Here is a 16,108-nt window from a genome sequence, read left to right as displayed (position 1 = left end):
GCTCACCTCGCCGACGGTAGAGACCGCTCCGCACCGTCACATCACAAACCCCTGCGGATCACCCCAACGAGGCACCCTCACAAGATCTGCACCCAACCACGTTTGGGGGTCTTCGCCAGAGTTGGGTGCGGGGGCGAGGCCGGCGCTACCACGTAGGGCGGCGTGCAGGCAGACATGGGTGTAGTCGTGCTGCCAGTCGATACCCCAGGGTGGGTTCCACCAAGGGTCGACGGCGGTGAGGGCGTCCAGGCGAGCGGTGTGCATGCGACCGCTGTCATGTAGGGCTCTTTGGCGGTTGAGCCAACGGAACAGGGGGCCGTCGCTGCTGCTGGGTGTCGTGGACAGGGCGAGAGTGCCGTGGGCGTCGGCGAAGGTGACGGCTTGTGCGAGGCGGTCTTCGAAGCTGCCCGGCGGGTGTGGCCAGGCGATGTGGAGGGTGGACAGGGCCAGGGCACGGTCGGGTGCGAGGCTGCCGTTGGCGTAGAGGGAGCGCTGTTGACCGATCCAGAGGCCGAGGGGGTAGCCGGAGAGGTCTACGTATTCGCTGGGGACGTTGAGGTGCTGGTGGCGTTCGTAGTATCCGACGGCGGCGGCCCACCCTGTTGCCCATACGCGGGTGTCGACCTCGTGGGATCGCAGGCTGGTGAGGGGGGCGATCTCGGCGGCTCGCTCGGGCGCTGGAGGAAGCGACTCCTTCAGGTTGGCGGGCTCTGAGGCGCTGCCGAGGCGCCGCCAGACTTTGGTGTCATGGTCACGCAAGCCGTTGAGTACCTCCCACAGGATCTTGAACTCGGATGATTCGAGAGCCTTCTCTGTGGTCTGCCGACGGCCGACGTAGATGGGGATGATCAGAAGGGCGACTTTGCCGGATCCGGGTGGCTGGCGGAGCGCACGGCCGAGGGCTTGGATGATGTCGGAGGGGCTGCTCTTGGGGTCAGCGAACAGGACCGCATCAGCGTCAGGTACGTCCACGCCTTCCCCTAGCACCCTGACGTTGGACAGCACTGCGCCGTCGACGGCGCCTGGGAATCTCGTGCGGTTGCTGAGGAGAGGAACGTTCTCAAACTCGGCAAGGCGGCCGTTGCGCTCGTTCAGGGGTTGACGACTGTGGAGGGGATAGGTCCAGAGCTTGCGGATACCGGTGCTGCGTGCGGCTGCGGTAACGGTGGCTGGCAGGGTCTGGCTGAACTGGTGGGCGTTGGCAATGCGGCTGTGAAAGCTGATGACGCGGCGTACCTTGTGGGTGGCCATGGCGCGTAGAAGGCTGACTTGAAGAGCGGACAGGCGCAGTCCGTCGATGTGCTGGGTGGCGCCGCGGCGTTGGAGTACTTCGCGCAGTTCTTCGTCATTGATGACCGGGACGACGATGCGGTAGTCGGCGAGAATGCCGCGGTCAATGGCGTCGGCCAGGCCGAGGCGGTATACGACAGGGCCGTAGATGGTGGGGTCGTCCATGGAGACGAGGGGCTCGGGCGCCGTCTGCGGGCCGGTGGTCGGTCGACGACGCTTCTTCTCAGGGTCGGGAAGCGCCCAGGTGCGGGGGGTGGCGGTCATGTAGAAGCGCCGCCGGGCGGGTATGGCGCTGTCTTTGTGGATGGCTGTCCACTGTTTGCTGCTGCTGCCGCTGCTGCGGTGCGCCTCGTCGATGATCACGATGGACCAGGGCGGCAGGCGGTGCGTCTTGTGTGCGCGGGCGAGTGGCGGCAGGGAGTCGTAGGTGGCGAAGACGACCGTGGGTCCGGTGTTGGAGGCTACGTGTTGGGCAATTCGGCGGGCGTCAGTGGTCAGGGGGAGCCGGATGGTGCGCGCCTGGCTCGGGGGGAGGGAGCAGACGCCGAGCATGTTCTCGATGATGCTGTGTCTGGCCCAGTGGGATGCAGTCTGGCTGATCAGGTTCAGTGACGGCACAACAACAAGGATGTTGCCGAGCTCCGCAAAATGCTCGCCGACTCGCATGGCAGTGAGCGTCTTACCGCTTCCGGTGGCGGAGTACATGGTCACGCGTGGCAAGTGGGTCAGTCCGCGCACGGCGGCTTTGAACGCTTCAAGCTGGTGGTCACGCATCTGGATGCCAACGCGCTTCATGAGGTGCGGCCTTCGATCTGTTCCTGCAGAGTCGGGCGTCTAGGGTTTGAGGACAAGGTACTTTGCTGAGTGCCACATTCGGCTTTGTCTCAGCGAAGTACTCTGTTTCATATCGAGTCCGTCGTTGCGGAGTTCACAGGGCACGGGACCATGGTTGGTCTGCGAGCGGGAGCAGGAATGCATTTGGTGCACATACGGCCACTGCCACTGCAGATCCGGTTCATCGTCGGGGAGTCCACGGGTTCGTATCTGACACGGCTCGCGTCCCGCAATGGGCTGGCGGTGGGCCGACTGCTGGACAGCCTCGGTGGTGGCCGTTCCGCACCCGAGGTGGATCCGCGCTACACAGAGCTGTACGTGAACCGGGCCGCCCGGGACCGCCTGGCTGCGCTGGTGGCACGGCCGGTGAAGGAGCTGGTCAGAGCACTGCCCAGCACCGGAGACGAGCACCTGCTGCGAGAGGGGGGTGGCCCGGCGTGGAGGTGGCCGTGGGCGCCGCACGGCGGGTTCCTGGTGAGGGGGTGTGCCCTGTGCGCCGCCGCACGGGAGACCGATGCACCCGTGTGGCTCATATGTTCAGATATGTGGCATATCTGCGTGCGGCATGGTCGCTTCAGCGACAATTCCCGCGATGACAGTGTCCCCTTCATCGACCTCTCCCCCGGCCCGCACGTGGTGGGGGCGGAACGCCAGCGCCAGGGCCTCGTCCGGCGGCTTGGGCCAGCGGGCCGGGCCCTGATAGCCGATGCCTTCGGCGTCCTCGCTCACGACGCGACTCACCTGCCGCGTCTGGGCACCGACCGCACCACGCCCCTGCGCCTGCTGCCCGCCGCGGTGAAACTGGCCTCTGCGATGGCATCGGTCGAGCGCCGCCGCCTCGAGGGACGCATCACGCCCACGGACTACGCGCAGTGGGCCGAGCAGGCCCCGTCGCAGTTCGGTCTGTTCATAGGCAGGGTCCTCGGAGTGTGGGCTGCGAAGCACCCCCTCCTCGGCGCGCCGGTTCCCAACGAGCGGCCCGGAACGTACATGCCTCTTACCGCTCCCCACGAGCAGGTGGGCAGCATGCAGTCCGTAGACGAGCTCACCTGTGTGCCATGGGATGTCCTCGCGGCCTGCGAGCGCCCTTATGGCTGACCGGAACAGTCCCGGCACCCGCGGACCGGAGCAGCCCGGTCCACTCACATCGGACGAGCAGAAGGACCTGCCATCGGGCATGGATGTCCAGGTGCACTACCGCAGTGCGGCGGGTCGCACCGTTGTGCATGAGCCGAGTCTCTTGCGCGGCGTCCCACTCGAGGAGGGCACCCCACTGTCCGAGCCACGTGCCTACCGGGGACGGCGGTCCATCCTGACTGAGTGGTTCTCCTCGACGAGCGGACTGACTGTGTGGTGTTCCAGCACGGTCCAGATGGACGCGGCGATGCTCCTCGACTTCGATGCGAACATCGTCTGCTTCCAGTCCGGCGTCGCCGAGCTGCACTGGCGGCATGAGGGACGACAAGGCACGGTCCGGCCCGCGTTCTTCGCTCGCACACGCGATGGCCAGCGGCTCGTCATCCCCCATCGCTCCGTGCCCCGGCTGGCCGGTCTGGAGGAATGGGTGATGCGTCAGGCAGCTGCTGCGGCGAACTGGCAGATCCGTCCGCTGCAGGTACCTGAAGGAGTGCTGCAGTCCTCGCTTCGGTGCGCAGCCCACTTCCGCGGTACCGAGTTCGCCCCCGGGATCCAAGCCCGCCAGATACTGCTGGACGTCTTCGCCGCGCCACGTCCGCTGCAGGAGGGCGCGACCGCCGCAGGCCTGGGGCTCCAGGCAGCCGGTCACGTATGGCACTTGCTGTGGACGGGAGCGCTGGACTTCGACCGGACACTGCCGCTGCTGCCCACCTCGCGAATATGGGCCGCCAGCACCGGAAACGACTCCTCAAAGGACAACGGATGACAACGGCTGGACCGCAGACCGCAGCGGCGCAGCAGAATCGGCTACCGCTGGGCGCCCGGGTGCGATGGCAGGGCGATACGTACCAGGTCGTCGCCCTGCAGGGCACGGAAGTGCAACTGGGCTGTCTGGACGAGCAGGGACACGACGCCCGTGCCCTGGTGGCGACAGTGATCGGCGCCGACGACTATGCCCTGCTGGACGAAGACGGGCAGGCGCAGGACGCCGTGCAGGTGGCGGACACCAGTGGCCTGTCGTCGCTGTCGAAGGCCGAACTGGCGGCGGTGCGGGACTGGGAACGTCACCTGCGGGAGGTCGACGACGGGGTACCACCGGATGCCGCAGAGGGCACACTGCCACGCCCCGGCTACGATCCGGCACGCTTCACAGTCCGCCAGCGCATCGCCGCCAAGGCCACCGAGCTGAAAGCGCTGGGCTTCAAAAGCTCCTCGGTCAGCACGATCGAGCGTCGCCGGCGTGCCTACCAGGCACGTGGCGTCTTCGGCCTGGTCCGTGAGATCGTGCCGGGCTCGCCATGGGGGCGTACGGACGAACGAGTGGTGCGGCTGCTGCAGGCCGAGGTACAGGCGGGACGGGACGAGTCCGACGGACACGGCACCCGCCTGTACGAGCGACTGCAGGCAGCTGTGGAGCGGGAGCATCCCGAGGAGTACGACCGGCTGATGATCTCCCGTGCCACCTTCTACCGGCTGCTGGAGCGGCTGGGTATCTCGGTGGACTCGCTGCGGTGGCCGACTCAGCGGCGGATGGACGCGGCAAACGGGGCCACTCCCCCGTACACGCCGACGTGGGCGCTCCGGCTGGGCGAACAGGTACAGATCGACTCCACCGGTCTGGACATCATCGCAATCGGCGACGACGGCCGGCTCGTGCAGGTCGAGCTGACCGCGGCGATCGACGTGGCGTCGCGGTCCATCATCGGCGCGATGATCGTGCCGAAGGTTCCTGGCCGCGGCCCCCGTGGCCGTCGGCTGGGCGGGCGCGGCACCCGGTCCTTCGACGCAGTGCTGATGCTGGCGCAGGCCCTGGCGCCGATGCCCGGTCGGCCCGGCTGGTCGCCGTCGGCCCTGGCGGAGCGCTCCGAGATGCCCTATGCGGACCTGGTGGCCTGCGATCCGCGCATGGCCGGCGCTGCGGCACGGCCGGTGATCCGGCCCCGGATGATCGTCGTCGACCACGGCAAGATCTTCAACAGCGAGCACTTCGACGACGTGTGCCGCTTGCTCGGGATCAACGTGCGCCCGGCTCGGACGCGCACTGCCACCGACAAGGCCGTCATCGAGAGCACCTTCGGCGCGGTCAAGAAGCGGTTCTCGCAGTACGTCGCCGGATACACCGGCTCCGATCTCGCCCGGCGCGGCAAGCACGTCGCCGAGGGCCCGCTGTGGAGCCTGAACGAGCTGCAGGACCTGCTCGACGAGTGGATCGCCCTGGACTGGCAGCAGACGCCTCACGACGGACTGCGCAGCCCCTTCCTGCCGGGGATGACGATCAGTCCGAACCGGATGTACGCGACGCTGGTAGCCGCCGAGGGCCACGTGCCACTGCCGCTCACACCCCGAGAGAACCGCAAGCTGCTGCCGTTCAAGCGGCTGAAAGTGACCGACAAGGGCGTCACGATCGACAACCGCACCTACAACAGCGAAGCCCTGCAGGAGTACAGGAACCGGCACAGCCAGATCCCCGGGCAGGGCATGAAGTGGCAGATCCGCTACAACCCCTACGCCCCGCGGAAGGTGTGGCTGTACGACCACACCATCGACGACTGGGTGGAGGGCGAGTTCGTCCACCAGCGCCTGATCAGTGATGCCTGGACCCAGTGGACCTGGGAGCAGGCCACACTGCGTGTGCTGGAGGACGGCGGCCACAGGGAAGACCAGCGACGCATCGCGCGTGAGGTGTCCGCCCTGCGGGAACGCGCCCGGCGCGGCCCCGACCCGCAGGCGAAACAAGTGCCGCAGCTGTTCACCGGTCCCGTCCTGGACCTGGATGCGGACGTCCCCGACCCCTACGAAGGGGTTCCCGACCCGGACCCGACAATGGTCGTGCGGGCACCGTCACTGGCCATGGACGCCGAACACATCCTGGCCGCGGGAGACACCGCTCCCCCGCCGCCCCCGGCTGCTCCGGAGCAGCCGCAGTCGGCTGTACATGCCGTCACCGACAGCATCGACGACGACAGCCACGAGGACGAGCAAACCGACTGGTCCCGTCCGTCCGGTGCGGACCCGCTCAGCCTGCGCGGCAGTGCGGCCGACATCTTCGCCTTTGGCTACAGCCAACCTGCCACCCAGTCCATGACCGACAACCCGAACCCCCACGGCAGCGCGTCCGACAATGACGCAGCGGACGGAGAAGCCCTGTGAGCCGAGAAGAACTGATCCGGACTTTCAGCCCGGAGGTCGCCCATGCCGTGACCCGGCCTATCGAGGCCCCGCTGCTGACCACTCGGGAGGGCTGGAACGCCGCGGCCTCACGCATTCTCAAAGCGCCCGACCTCGCGGACTGCGCTCCCAAGGGCACCCGTGTCGGGCCCCGCGACCCGCGGCTGATGTACCACGGTGAGATGCTGCCGGTGGTCACTCCAGCGCTGCGCCGCGGTCTGCTCGACGCACGACGCCAGCTGCGCAAGAACCGCTTCAGCAGCGCCGGCCGCAGCACCAACATGATCATCGACGGGGACCGCGGCACCGGCAAGACGACCCTGCTCGTCCAGATCGGGCGCGGCTTCCAGGGGCTGATCGAGGCCGACCTGGGCCCTGACGCCAACCGCATCCCGGTCATCTACATCAGCGTCCCGCCCGAGCGGGAGACCAACCTGCACTGGTCGCTGCCCTTCGCCGAGTTCCTCGGCCTCAACCACACCCTCAACGCCGCCGACCGCACCCGCCGGCCGACCGACATGACCGAGCCCGTCGCCCACGTCATGGCCCACGCCCGGACCCAGCTGGTCCTCGTCGACGGCGTGGACCGCATCCAGGACAACGAGATCACCGGCGCCTTCGACTACTTTGAGTCCCTGCAGGACCGCACCCGCGCAACGTTCGTCTTCTGCGGCACCGGGGCCCGTGAGATCGTGCACGACGCCCGCAACAGCAAGCGGCGCAAGAACCTGCCCCCCGGAATCAAGGGCAAGACCTCCTTCAGCGACCTTCCGGTGCTGTGGGCCGGCGCCATCCCCTTCGGCGACGACTGGCACAGCTGCGTCCAGGGCTTCGAAGAAGACCTGCGCCTCTACGACCACCAACCCGGCACCCTGGTCAAGCTCTCCCGCTACCTCCACAAGCGCACCGGCGGCTACATCGACTCTCTCAACGAACTGATCTGCCAGGCCGCCCAGGAAGCCATCGAAACCGCGCACCTGACCGGCACAGAAGCGATCACCAGGGAGCTCCTCGACGACATCCGCATCGGCCGCGGCGACAGCCGCTGAGCGCCCGGAGGCCACAAGGGAAACCAGCGGCACGAAAGATGATCACGTCCGCCCCGCTCCAGCCCTGAAGGGGTCCCGCGCATGACGCTGCCCAAAGGCCCACTGCCGTGCAGCACGCCACTCCATCGTGCCCTGCCTCAGCAGGTCCGCTTCATCGACGCGGAGTCAGCCGCCTCCTACATCGGCCGCCTGGCCACCGCCAACGGGCTGGAATACACCGAGCTCCTGCATCTGATCGGCCGAGGTGTCAAAGCCCTGCCGGCCCCGGGTTCGGCCGAGCTGTACCTGAACGCAAAGGCACTCGACCGGCTGTCCGTGCTGAGCGGACATCCTGCCGACAAACTTCAGCGGGCGCTGCCTGCCGTGCGCTTTGGTCATGTGCCGCCTATCCGGCACCGGTACGCCGCCTGGCGCTGGTGTCCGTCGGAAAGCGGACGGCAGCACCTGGTGAGGGCCTGCAGACCGTGTGCCGCGGCCCCGGGAACCGAGCAGGAGGTGTTCGTCTGGTCTGACATGCCGTGGCAGGTGTGCCTTCGCCACGGCACGTGGCAGGACGGGCACCCCGGGCATCACGTCTGGAGGCCACCGGCCGATGCCATGGAATGGATCCTCAAGGCGCATCGCGGTCGTCTCGCTCTCGAACAGCGGTTGGGACAGATGGGCCGGCCTCTGTTCGCTGACGCCTACATGACGGTGCTGACCTGGGTCCAGCAGGGTTGGATGCTGCCCGGCTGGCGCGTACGGCAGCAGTCTCTCGAGGGCATCGGCAACACCGGCATGCTCTTCATGCCGTCAGTGGTGGTCTACCCCGAAGCGGTCGAGCTGGCCCGTCTCCTGGGCCGCTACGAGCGGCAGAGGCGCACAGGCACGCTCAAAGAGCACGAGTGGTGGTGGCAGTTGGCGGACACGCTTGTCCAATGGAACGCGCCATCGGGATGGGCGCTGCGGACGGGCACCGGTACAGACGAGGCGAGAGACCCCCTTGACGCCTGGATCACCCAGCACAATCCCCTTCACAAGCCTGGGCGCAAGTTGCACAAGATCTCTGTCAAGCCCGGCCGTTGGACGCAGCTGCACCGCCATCGCCGACTGCGGCTGACCAAACCCCATGAGCACGTGGACCGGCTGCTGCCCTTGGAGAGGGTCTCCTGCCTCTCCTCTCGCTTCACCCACTTCCAGACGCAGCCTTCCTCGGTGCCTCCGCGAGGGCGGTCGCGGCCCGGGGACGGCGCCGGATCCGTCCTGGAGCGTCCCCCGGCTCCCTCTGCTGAAGACGGTCTCCCGCGCTCGTCCCCACCACGGCGCAGTGAATCGGATTACGTTCACACCGGCGGGCAGCTGCCCCGCCTGGCGCCGATGCCTGGTTCCGCTCCTGTTGAGCCAACTTCCGCGCGCCGGTCCCCGGCACCAGCTCCCCAAGAGCCCCCACGGCATGGGGAGCAGCGGCATGACGGCTCCTTCGTGAGCACAGGTGCAGCACAGCAACCCGACACCCCGGTGACAGCTGTACAGAAGTCTCCAAGCGCTCTGAACCTACGTTTCCTCAACCCTCAGCAGCACGCGGTGATTGCGGCCGCCGCCAGATACGAGGGCGTGAGTATGCAGAACTACATTCTCTCCGCCGCCTGCGCTCGCGCGACGGCGGTGGAACAAAGGTTCCTCGAAGCGTTCCGCGCCTCCATGTCCCACAGCGGCGCCGCGTTCGCCTGCTCGGCGGACGACGCCGATGGCGGGTAGATGAAGCGGAGTGCCGGGCCAGACAGGCCGGCACTACAGCTCCGCGGTCACACGTCGTTCGGCGTTGTTCCCACCTCGCTACGGGCGGCCAGGAGTCAACTCTCGCCTGCCGAACTCGCTGGGCGATGTCGTGTAATCACCTGACAACTGAAGAGCACGCCCGGTAAGTCTATGCGGGTGAACACATCCCCCGAGCCCCCCGAGGTCAAGGACCAGGTCACCCACGAGGACGGCCAGGCCGTTCCCGTCATCGAGAAGGTGAAGGGCTTCGTCAAGAAGAACGGGCCGAAGATCCTCGTCGCTGGCGGCGCGGTCCTTGCCGTCGTGGCAGCCGTGGCCGCCCGCCAGGGCGAGGAGCAGGGGGCAACCGAGGGTGCTGAGGATGCCAAGAGGTCCCCCGAGTCCCCTGCGGGCGAGGATTCGAAGCGCGCACAGCACCAGGTGAAGGGCGCGCTAGTGGACCTCGGCGGCCGCCAGGCCAGCCCGAAAGCCCAGGAGAACTACCACCGCGACGTAGGGGGCGACCTGCCTCCCGGAAAGACCTATCGGCCGCCGCACTCCCGAGGAGGCTCGTCGTCCGAGGACGGCAGCCCGGACGTGTGAGCGAGTGCCGCCGCGCCCCGCTCGTCGATCATTCCTGGGACCGCGCCTGTCAGGGCGCAGGCGCCAACGTCCACACCACCACCGCCGCGGACATCCCGGATCCGCGGCCTGGTCGGCCGCTCCGATACCGGGCCGGGTGTCCGCTCCGGCTCGGCCGCCGCCGTGGGCTCGGCGTCGGCTGCCGCCTCAGCCTTCGCCTCCGGCCTAGCGAGGCCCTGTACGGGCCCCGGCTCCAGCGTCCGGAGGAGTCGGTCAGGCCCCGAGGCCGATGCGGCGGACGTAGGTGCAGGCCCCCCAGGGCTGCGGACTTCGCCGACGCCTTGGACGAAGCGGCTCAGAACGAGCGCGAGGCCCTTGTCCGATCGACGCTGATCCGCGCTATCCAGATCCGTGACTACCTCGAAAGTCCCGAGGGAGCTGAGGCCATTGCCGTTGCCGCCGCTCTCATTGCGGCACAGTGCCGGGAGGTGAACCACTCAGCACAAGTTACGGTCCCGACGAGGCCCTGCAGATCTTCGCCACCGGCCTTCGGCAGCTCGCTCAGGCAAGGGGGGATGTGCGCGGCTGTGCCGGAGTGCTGGCCGCCGGAGGTCGAGCAGGCCGGCTTCCTGGGCACGCTGATGCGACTGACCGAGGATGTCGTCACTGCGGCAAGCGCGGTACACGGTCTGGGCGATCCCAAGCCACTGACGAAGAACGCTTCGAAAGTCAGGGTGAAGACGCGGGCGCGGCGCCTTCGGCCTGAGGTCCTGGTGGCACATCACGATGTGCTCCCAGACGTCCTCGATGCCGGCCGGGTCGTCGCCGCAGCCCGCCAGTACGAGGATTTCGTGCGCAGTTGGATCACCAGCCCGTGGGCTCACGGCACTCCCAAGCTAGCGAACGCTCTCACGCACTACAGAGCCCGTTCCACCTTCGCAACCGTGATGGACACCTTCGAGGAAGGAGCCGCCGTCACGGTGGTCTTCGCCGCACGGATGCTTCTGGAGGAGGCCGGCCGGTCCGCCTGGCTGACCCAGGACCCGCAGAACAAGGACGCATTCGTACAGCGGTCCGCCCAGTACTTCAACGAATTCCGGGCTAAGAAGAAGAGCACGATCGCCGCGTTCGCCGGCAACGGAGTGGCCCTCGCAGCCGCCACCCGGTTGTTGAAGATGCCCGACCACGTCATCGAGGGACCGGAGACGATCACCAAGGGCCGCACGAGGCTGCCGTCGGTCGACAAGATGCTCCTGCTCATGGGGGCAAACTTTCCCGAGCCGGGCTGGCTGTCCGCGGCCTACTCGCTGCTGAGTCAGGTCACGCACAGCACACCCATCGGCCTCATGCACATGACCAGCTACCGTGACCACGTCCTCACCGCCGGCGCCATCTCCCCCGAGATGCTCGCCCTGGCTCTGGACGTGGCATGCCTGGGCAGCGCCACCCTGATAGGCGGGTCCGGCCTGATGCTGACCCAGGGCAGCGCCGGACGCCGACGACGAGCAATAGTCAAGAGTTGTGGGTGGGGTCCTCCGACGCGGTGATCTCTGCTGCCGCGAGCCTGGCGTCTTCGCGCACCTGTGGGTTGGGGTGGCGGAGGAACGGCTCGATCAGCAGGTGGGCGTGCGGGTCGTGGCTGGCGCCGAGGATGTAGAGGGCGTGTTCGAGGAGCTCGCGCTCCATCGTCGGCATGGCGGCCGCCAGCGGTTCGACGAGGTCCAGGGGCAGGCGGTGGTGGTTGAACGCCTCGCTGATCGCGTTCAGGGCTGACTCGCGGACCGTGGTCACCGGTTCGTTGACGGCCAGGCTGACCAGGCGTCCGACGACCAGGTGGGCGGTGTCGGTGTCGAGTGCGGTGCCGCGCAGGAGATCCCCGAGCGTGTCGGCGGCGACATCCCGACGGTTCGTGTCGCGGTCGGTCAGCGCTTCGAGCGCCGCGAGCATGGCGTTCATGCCGCCACCTCGGACCGCTCGACCAAGACGCCGTTCTCGAAGCGCGCGCCGGCGCGGACGAGAGGCACCAGGTGGGCGCCGGTGATCGCGCGCCATCGGGCCTGGGCGGACTCGACGAGCTTGAACACCATCGCGAGCGCGGCCGCCGGGCTGCCCGCGCCTCGGGTGACCTTGGTGCGGAGCTTCACCGTCGAGAACGACTCGATCGGATTCGTGGTGCGCAGATGGATCCAGTGCTCGGCAGGGAAGTCGTAGAACGCGAGCAGTTCCTCCCGGTCGTCGGTGATCTTCGCGACGGCCTTGGGGAACTTGGCGCCGTAGGTCTTCGCGAACGTCTCGATCGCCTTCTCGGCGTGGTCGCGGTCCTCCGCGTTGTAGATCTCCTGCATCGCCTTCACCGCTCCGGGCTGCGCGGACTTGGGCAGGCAGTTCGTGACGTTGCGGGATTTGTGAACCCAGCACCTCTGCGGCCGTGCGGCCGGGAACACCTCGGCAAGCGCCCGCCAAAGGCCCATGGCACCGTCACCGACCACCAGCTCGGGGTCGCGCATGCCACGGCGACGGCAGTCGCGCAGTAGATCGGCCCAAGACTCCGTGGACTCCCGCAGGCCCTCGGCGATCGCGATCAGCTCCTTTGTACCGTCCAGCCGGACGCCGAGCAGGACCAGGACACAGCTGCGGGCCTGACCGAGGCGGACCTTCGGGTGCACGCCGTCTGCCCACACGTAGACGTAGTCGCGGTCGGACAGGTCCCGGTTTTGGAAGGCGGCGTGGTCGTCGCTCCACTGCTTGGTCAGCCGGGTGACGGTGGCTGGGGACAGGCCGGCGGTGCCGCCGAGGAACTGCTCCAGCGCGGGCACGAAGTCCCCGGACGACAGTCCATGCAGGTAGAGCAGCGGCAGGACCTCGGAGATCTTCGGGGATTTGCGGCACCACGGGGCCAAGATCTTGGAGGAGAACCGCTTGCGCTCGCCAGTGGCCTCGTCGACGCGTCGGTCGTTGACCCGCGGCGCGGTGACCTCGACTGGGCCGGCCGCTGTGACCACGGTGCGGGACCGGTGGTGGCCGTTGCGGACCACCAGGCGGTGCCCGCGCTCGTCGGTCTCGGCAGCCAACTCGGCTATGTACTGGTTGACTTCCGCCTCCAGCGCGGCGGCGAGCATCCGCCGGGCGCCTTCGCGGACGATCTCGTCGATCAGGGAGCCGGACTGGGTAGAGCCGTCGTCGGTGACTACGCTGAGCATGGGCGTACCTTCCCGACCCGCGCTGCGAACGCGGGCCTACTCGGAGACCTTCAAGGGATCATGCGGGAAGGTACGCCCTCCGCGTGCCTTCCCGGAACCGATCCACAGGTCCTGAGCATTGCTCGCGACGACGCCCGGCAGTACTCGATTGGCCTGATGCGTCGTGCATTGGAAGTTCACAACAGAGCCCGTCCGGTGCACGGCCTGGACTGATCCACATTGATCGGCGGCCAGCGTGAAGCAGGTGGGACTCTTCGAAAGGATGAGGTTCTTGCGGTTGAGGAGGCTGATCATCCGGTCGTAAGCGGGGAGGAAGCCGTCGTACGGGACGGCCGGGCTGGAGGAAACGGTCCAGGCAGCCCAGGCGGAGCCGAGTACCAGCGCGCCCTGAACTTCCGACGGCAAGCTGTGCCGCCGAGACGCCTGGGGCACGGCACGGGCGGGCGGCGGAGCTCCCAACGGCCTGTCGGGCGCGGTCAGCTCGGGTCGTGCTCGTCCTCCAGGGCGGGTGGTGCCTGCCAGAGAAGGGTTTCCAGTGGCGGCTGCAGGTGCCGCCCCGGGCCCGGCAGGGGACTCATCACCGCAGACGTCTCGTCGCTGAACAGGACGATAGGCTTGTTCGGTGCGTCAACACTCCTGGTGACGGCCTCATGCGGGTTGTTCCTCGTCATCTGCTCCCCCGTGGTGGTGTGGGCGCTGCCTTATGCGAAGCGCCGTATTCGTTCGACCACCGCTTCACCGTACGGGGCCGCGATGCCCGCACTCCAACCGGTTCGGTGTAGACGTGGCCGGGGGGCGGGGCCGTTGCGGTTGGGAGGGCCAGCCGCGCATCGGCTCCTGCGCCAGGTCCCTGCCTCCACCTTCGCATCCCGCACCGACACCCGGCCCCGGGCCCGGCTCATGTCACCTGCGGCGCCTCTGGTGGTTCCAGCGGGCCCGCCACCAGGCCAGCCGGTGCTCGGATTCCTGGGGAAAGACGGACTGGACGAAGGTGACGATCAGGCCGAGGGCGAAGCAGGTGAAGGCAAAGGCGGTCAGCCACCACGGGGCGCCGATCAGGGCCAGGACAAGGAAGCTGATGCCGGTGGCGACGAAGTAGATCAGTGGTCGGTTCGGATGGGTCATGCGGATCTTCCCCCTGATGCGGGTGTGCGCGTGCGGTTCGCTGGGTGACATGGGCCTGGGCGTTCTTGCCCGGCCTGCATCCAGTTGAGCGCAGCGAAGAGCACCGGTTGTATCGGTGGGTGTCACACCCGGCCGCGGCCCCAGGCGCCGGGGCCGCGGTCCCTGCGGCCGTAGCGGTCGAAGGCGTCCTGCCACGCCTTGTGCATCGCCAGCTCCAGGATCAGTGCGCTCCGCTCGTGGGCGGCGGCGGCCAGCCACTGCACGAGGCCGGTGGAGGCGCCGGCGCAGAACTCTGCCGCAGCGGAGCGTCCCGGCCACCGCCACAGCGCCCTGGTGACCTGGAGTCGGGACGCGACGCGTGTGTCGATCCGCTTGGCCTGGCGTTTGAACTCGCGGAAGTTGCCCCGGACGCCTCGCAGGAAATCGAGGGTCTCGGTGTGGATGCCGTCGTCCTCAAAGCGGGCGATGACCTCGTCCAGGCCGCGCAAGGTCCTCTCGCGTGCCTGGGCCATCGCAGCCCGGCGTTCCTCGGCGGTGATCAGGCCGATCTCCTGGGCCCGGTCGGCGGGGGTGTCCAGCGCGATGTCGAAGGCGGGTTCCTCCTCGGGGTCGAGCTGGTGGTTCCATTCGATGAGCAGGGCCTCGATGTAGCCGAGCACCTTCCCGGCGGGCAGGGCCCGGGCGGGGGCGAGCAGCGCCTCGATGCCGGGGACGGGCTCCCAGCCCGGGGCGCGCTGGATGCGCTGGAGGGGCCACAGGGCTTGGCTGTTGCGGTAGGGGAAGGTGAGGACGCGTCCTTCGCGGAGCCACTGGGGAAACGGCTGCGGGAGTTGTCCGTCCCGGGTGAGGGCGGGGGCTGCGGCCGTCCATGCGGCGGGGCGGAGCAGCATCCAGCCGGGCGGGGCCGCAAGCATCTGTGCGGGCGCTGTCCCGGTGCGGTCGACCAGCCAGTCCTCGACGTGCTGCAGGGTCACCTGGCGTTCGGCCCGCCAGACCGCGGTCCCGCCGCGTCCGGACCAGTCGTATTCCGCCGTGCCCCACAGCAGCTCCTGGCGCGTCTCCTCCCGGGCGTGAAGGGTGTCGCGGTACAGGTCGTCGAAGTCTTCGCCCTCCTCGTAGAGCATCCGCTCGTTCGCCTCGGCCCGGGGGCCGGTGAGGTGTTCGCGCGCGATGTTGGCCGCGACAATGAAGCGGGCCGGGGAGTGCCAGGCGACGTCTTCCTCCAGGGCCGCGACAGTGTCCAGCAGCCGCTGCTGCTTGAAGTCCAGGCCCTGTACAGACCCTGCTTCCATGCCGTCGCGCAGCTTCTCGGCAGCGTGCAGGAGGTGGAACTCCGGACGCGTGCACAGGGCGACGGAGGCCAGCCGCCACAGGTTGTGCGCCGCGCGGTGGCGCAGAAGGGGGAGCAGACCGTCCAGGACGTCGTCCGTGAACGGCTCGACGCAGGCGATGGCAGTCATCACCGCATCGGTCAGGGCCCGGCTCTGGTAGTCGCGGTGAGCGCGGGGGTACTGCCCCGGCAGATGGAGGGAGACCGCGCGGGCTCTGTCGGCCAGGCCGTCGGGCAGCCGCAGCCGCAGCGGTGTGCCGGCGCGCGGTTGCTTGCGCCCGCGGGGCGAGCGCGGATAGCGCAGGACGGTGGAGATGTGCGTCAGCCTGTCCTCGGGGTGCGCCGGCTCCTGGCGCTGAACATGCTCGGCCAACAGGTGGCGAACCGTCGCGTCCCTGGAGGCGCCGGTGCGCGCCATGACGGCGGTCAGCGCCTTCAACGCGCAGAGCGGGATGCGGACATTGGTCTCCACGAGCTCACGACTGCCAGGCATAACGGCATTATCGGACCCGTGCCGGTCTGTGCGCCTGGCTCTCCCGGCTGATGGACGCCGGATCTGCTCCGTGAGTCTCCCCTCGTAGCGTGGAGTCCGTGACTGCAGGGGAAGTTGAGAGTCATGGCGGAGAAGCGTCGGGTGTTCACGGCTGAGTTTCGTG

Annotated in this window: 13 protein-coding genes; 7 read left to right on the top strand and 6 right to left on the bottom strand. The window is 68.3% G+C overall.

Features of this window, described 5'->3' with window-relative positions; genetic code table 11:
• Window positions 1–36: 36 nt before the first annotated feature.
• Window positions 37–2,085: a Helicase associated domain protein gene (locus ACIQZO_RS39900; RefSeq protein ID WP_403636237.1), complete on the bottom strand. Its 2,049-nt coding sequence runs from the start codon at window positions 2,083–2,085 to the stop codon at window positions 37–39.
• Window positions 2,086–2,271: 186 nt separating this feature from the next.
• On the opposite strand from ACIQZO_RS39900, the gene ACIQZO_RS39895 reads away from it, so the two are divergent.
• From ACIQZO_RS39895 to ACIQZO_RS39865, 7 genes are all read left to right on the top strand, one after another.
• Complete coding sequence (locus ACIQZO_RS39895) at window positions 2,272–3,222, top strand: TniQ family protein (RefSeq protein WP_403636236.1); 951 nt, start codon at window positions 2,272–2,274, stop codon at window positions 3,220–3,222.
• Between the two features lie 274 nt (window positions 3,223–3,496).
• Window positions 3,497–4,027 carry a hypothetical protein gene (locus ACIQZO_RS39890; protein WP_403636234.1) on the top strand — a complete coding sequence of 177 codons (531 nt, stop codon included), beginning with the start codon at window positions 3,497–3,499 and terminating at the stop codon, window positions 4,025–4,027.
• Window positions 4,024–6,411: a Mu transposase C-terminal domain-containing protein gene (locus ACIQZO_RS39885; protein ID WP_403636232.1), complete on the top strand. Its 2,388-nt coding sequence runs from the start codon at window positions 4,024–4,026 to the stop codon at window positions 6,409–6,411. Before ACIQZO_RS39890 ends, ACIQZO_RS39885 begins: the two co-directional genes overlap by 4 nt.
• On the top strand, window positions 6,408–7,478 hold the full coding sequence (locus tag ACIQZO_RS39880; protein WP_403636230.1) for an AAA family ATPase: 1,071 nt from the start codon (window positions 6,408–6,410) through the stop codon (window positions 7,476–7,478). Before ACIQZO_RS39885 ends, ACIQZO_RS39880 begins: the two co-directional genes overlap by 4 nt.
• An 81-nt stretch (window positions 7,479–7,559) precedes the next feature.
• Window positions 7,560–9,215 (top strand): TniQ family protein, encoded by a 1,656-nt coding sequence (locus ACIQZO_RS39875; protein ID WP_403636229.1) that lies wholly within the window; start codon window positions 7,560–7,562, stop codon window positions 9,213–9,215.
• Window positions 9,216–9,392: 177 nt separating this feature from the next.
• Window positions 9,393–9,818 carry a hypothetical protein gene (locus ACIQZO_RS39870; RefSeq protein WP_403636228.1) on the top strand — a complete coding sequence of 142 codons (426 nt, stop codon included), beginning with the start codon at window positions 9,393–9,395 and terminating at the stop codon, window positions 9,816–9,818.
• Complete coding sequence (locus ACIQZO_RS39865; RefSeq protein ID WP_403636227.1) at window positions 9,815–11,344, top strand: DUF4259 domain-containing protein; 1,530 nt, start codon at window positions 9,815–9,817, stop codon at window positions 11,342–11,344. The genes ACIQZO_RS39870 and ACIQZO_RS39865 overlap by 4 nt, the downstream gene beginning before the upstream one ends.
• Here ACIQZO_RS39865 and ACIQZO_RS39860 read toward each other — a convergent pair.
• The 5 genes from ACIQZO_RS39860 to ACIQZO_RS39840 form a co-directional block, all read right to left on the bottom strand.
• Entirely contained in the window at window positions 11,310–11,753 is a 444-nt protein-coding gene (locus ACIQZO_RS39860) for a hypothetical protein (RefSeq protein ID WP_403636225.1), read from the bottom strand. The two genes, ACIQZO_RS39865 and ACIQZO_RS39860, sit on opposite strands and share 35 nt — an antisense overlap.
• Window positions 11,750–12,997, bottom strand: a complete 1,248-nt coding sequence (locus ACIQZO_RS39855) for an IS256 family transposase (RefSeq protein ID WP_403636224.1) — start codon at window positions 12,995–12,997, stop codon at window positions 11,750–11,752. The genes ACIQZO_RS39860 and ACIQZO_RS39855 overlap by 4 nt, the downstream gene beginning before the upstream one ends.
• Before the next feature lie 36 nt (window positions 12,998–13,033).
• Window positions 13,034–13,402 carry a hypothetical protein gene (locus ACIQZO_RS39850; RefSeq protein ID WP_403636222.1) on the bottom strand — a complete coding sequence of 123 codons (369 nt, stop codon included), beginning with the start codon at window positions 13,400–13,402 and terminating at the stop codon, window positions 13,034–13,036.
• 498 nt (window positions 13,403–13,900) lie between these two features.
• Complete coding sequence (locus ACIQZO_RS39845) at window positions 13,901–14,122, bottom strand: hypothetical protein (RefSeq protein ID WP_389818443.1); 222 nt, start codon at window positions 14,120–14,122, stop codon at window positions 13,901–13,903.
• Between the two features lie 122 nt (window positions 14,123–14,244).
• Window positions 14,245–15,945, bottom strand: coding sequence for a hypothetical protein (locus ACIQZO_RS39840; RefSeq protein ID WP_403636221.1), 1,701 nt, complete (start codon window positions 15,943–15,945; stop codon window positions 14,245–14,247).
• Window positions 15,946–16,108 lie beyond the last annotated feature (163 nt).

The organism is Streptomyces sp. NPDC097617 (genome assembly GCF_044761485.1).
Classification (GTDB): domain Bacteria; phylum Actinomycetota; class Actinomycetes; order Streptomycetales; family Streptomycetaceae; genus Streptomyces.
Note: the sequence above shows the minus strand (reverse complement) of the source record. Positions and strands in the feature narration are given on the sequence as shown.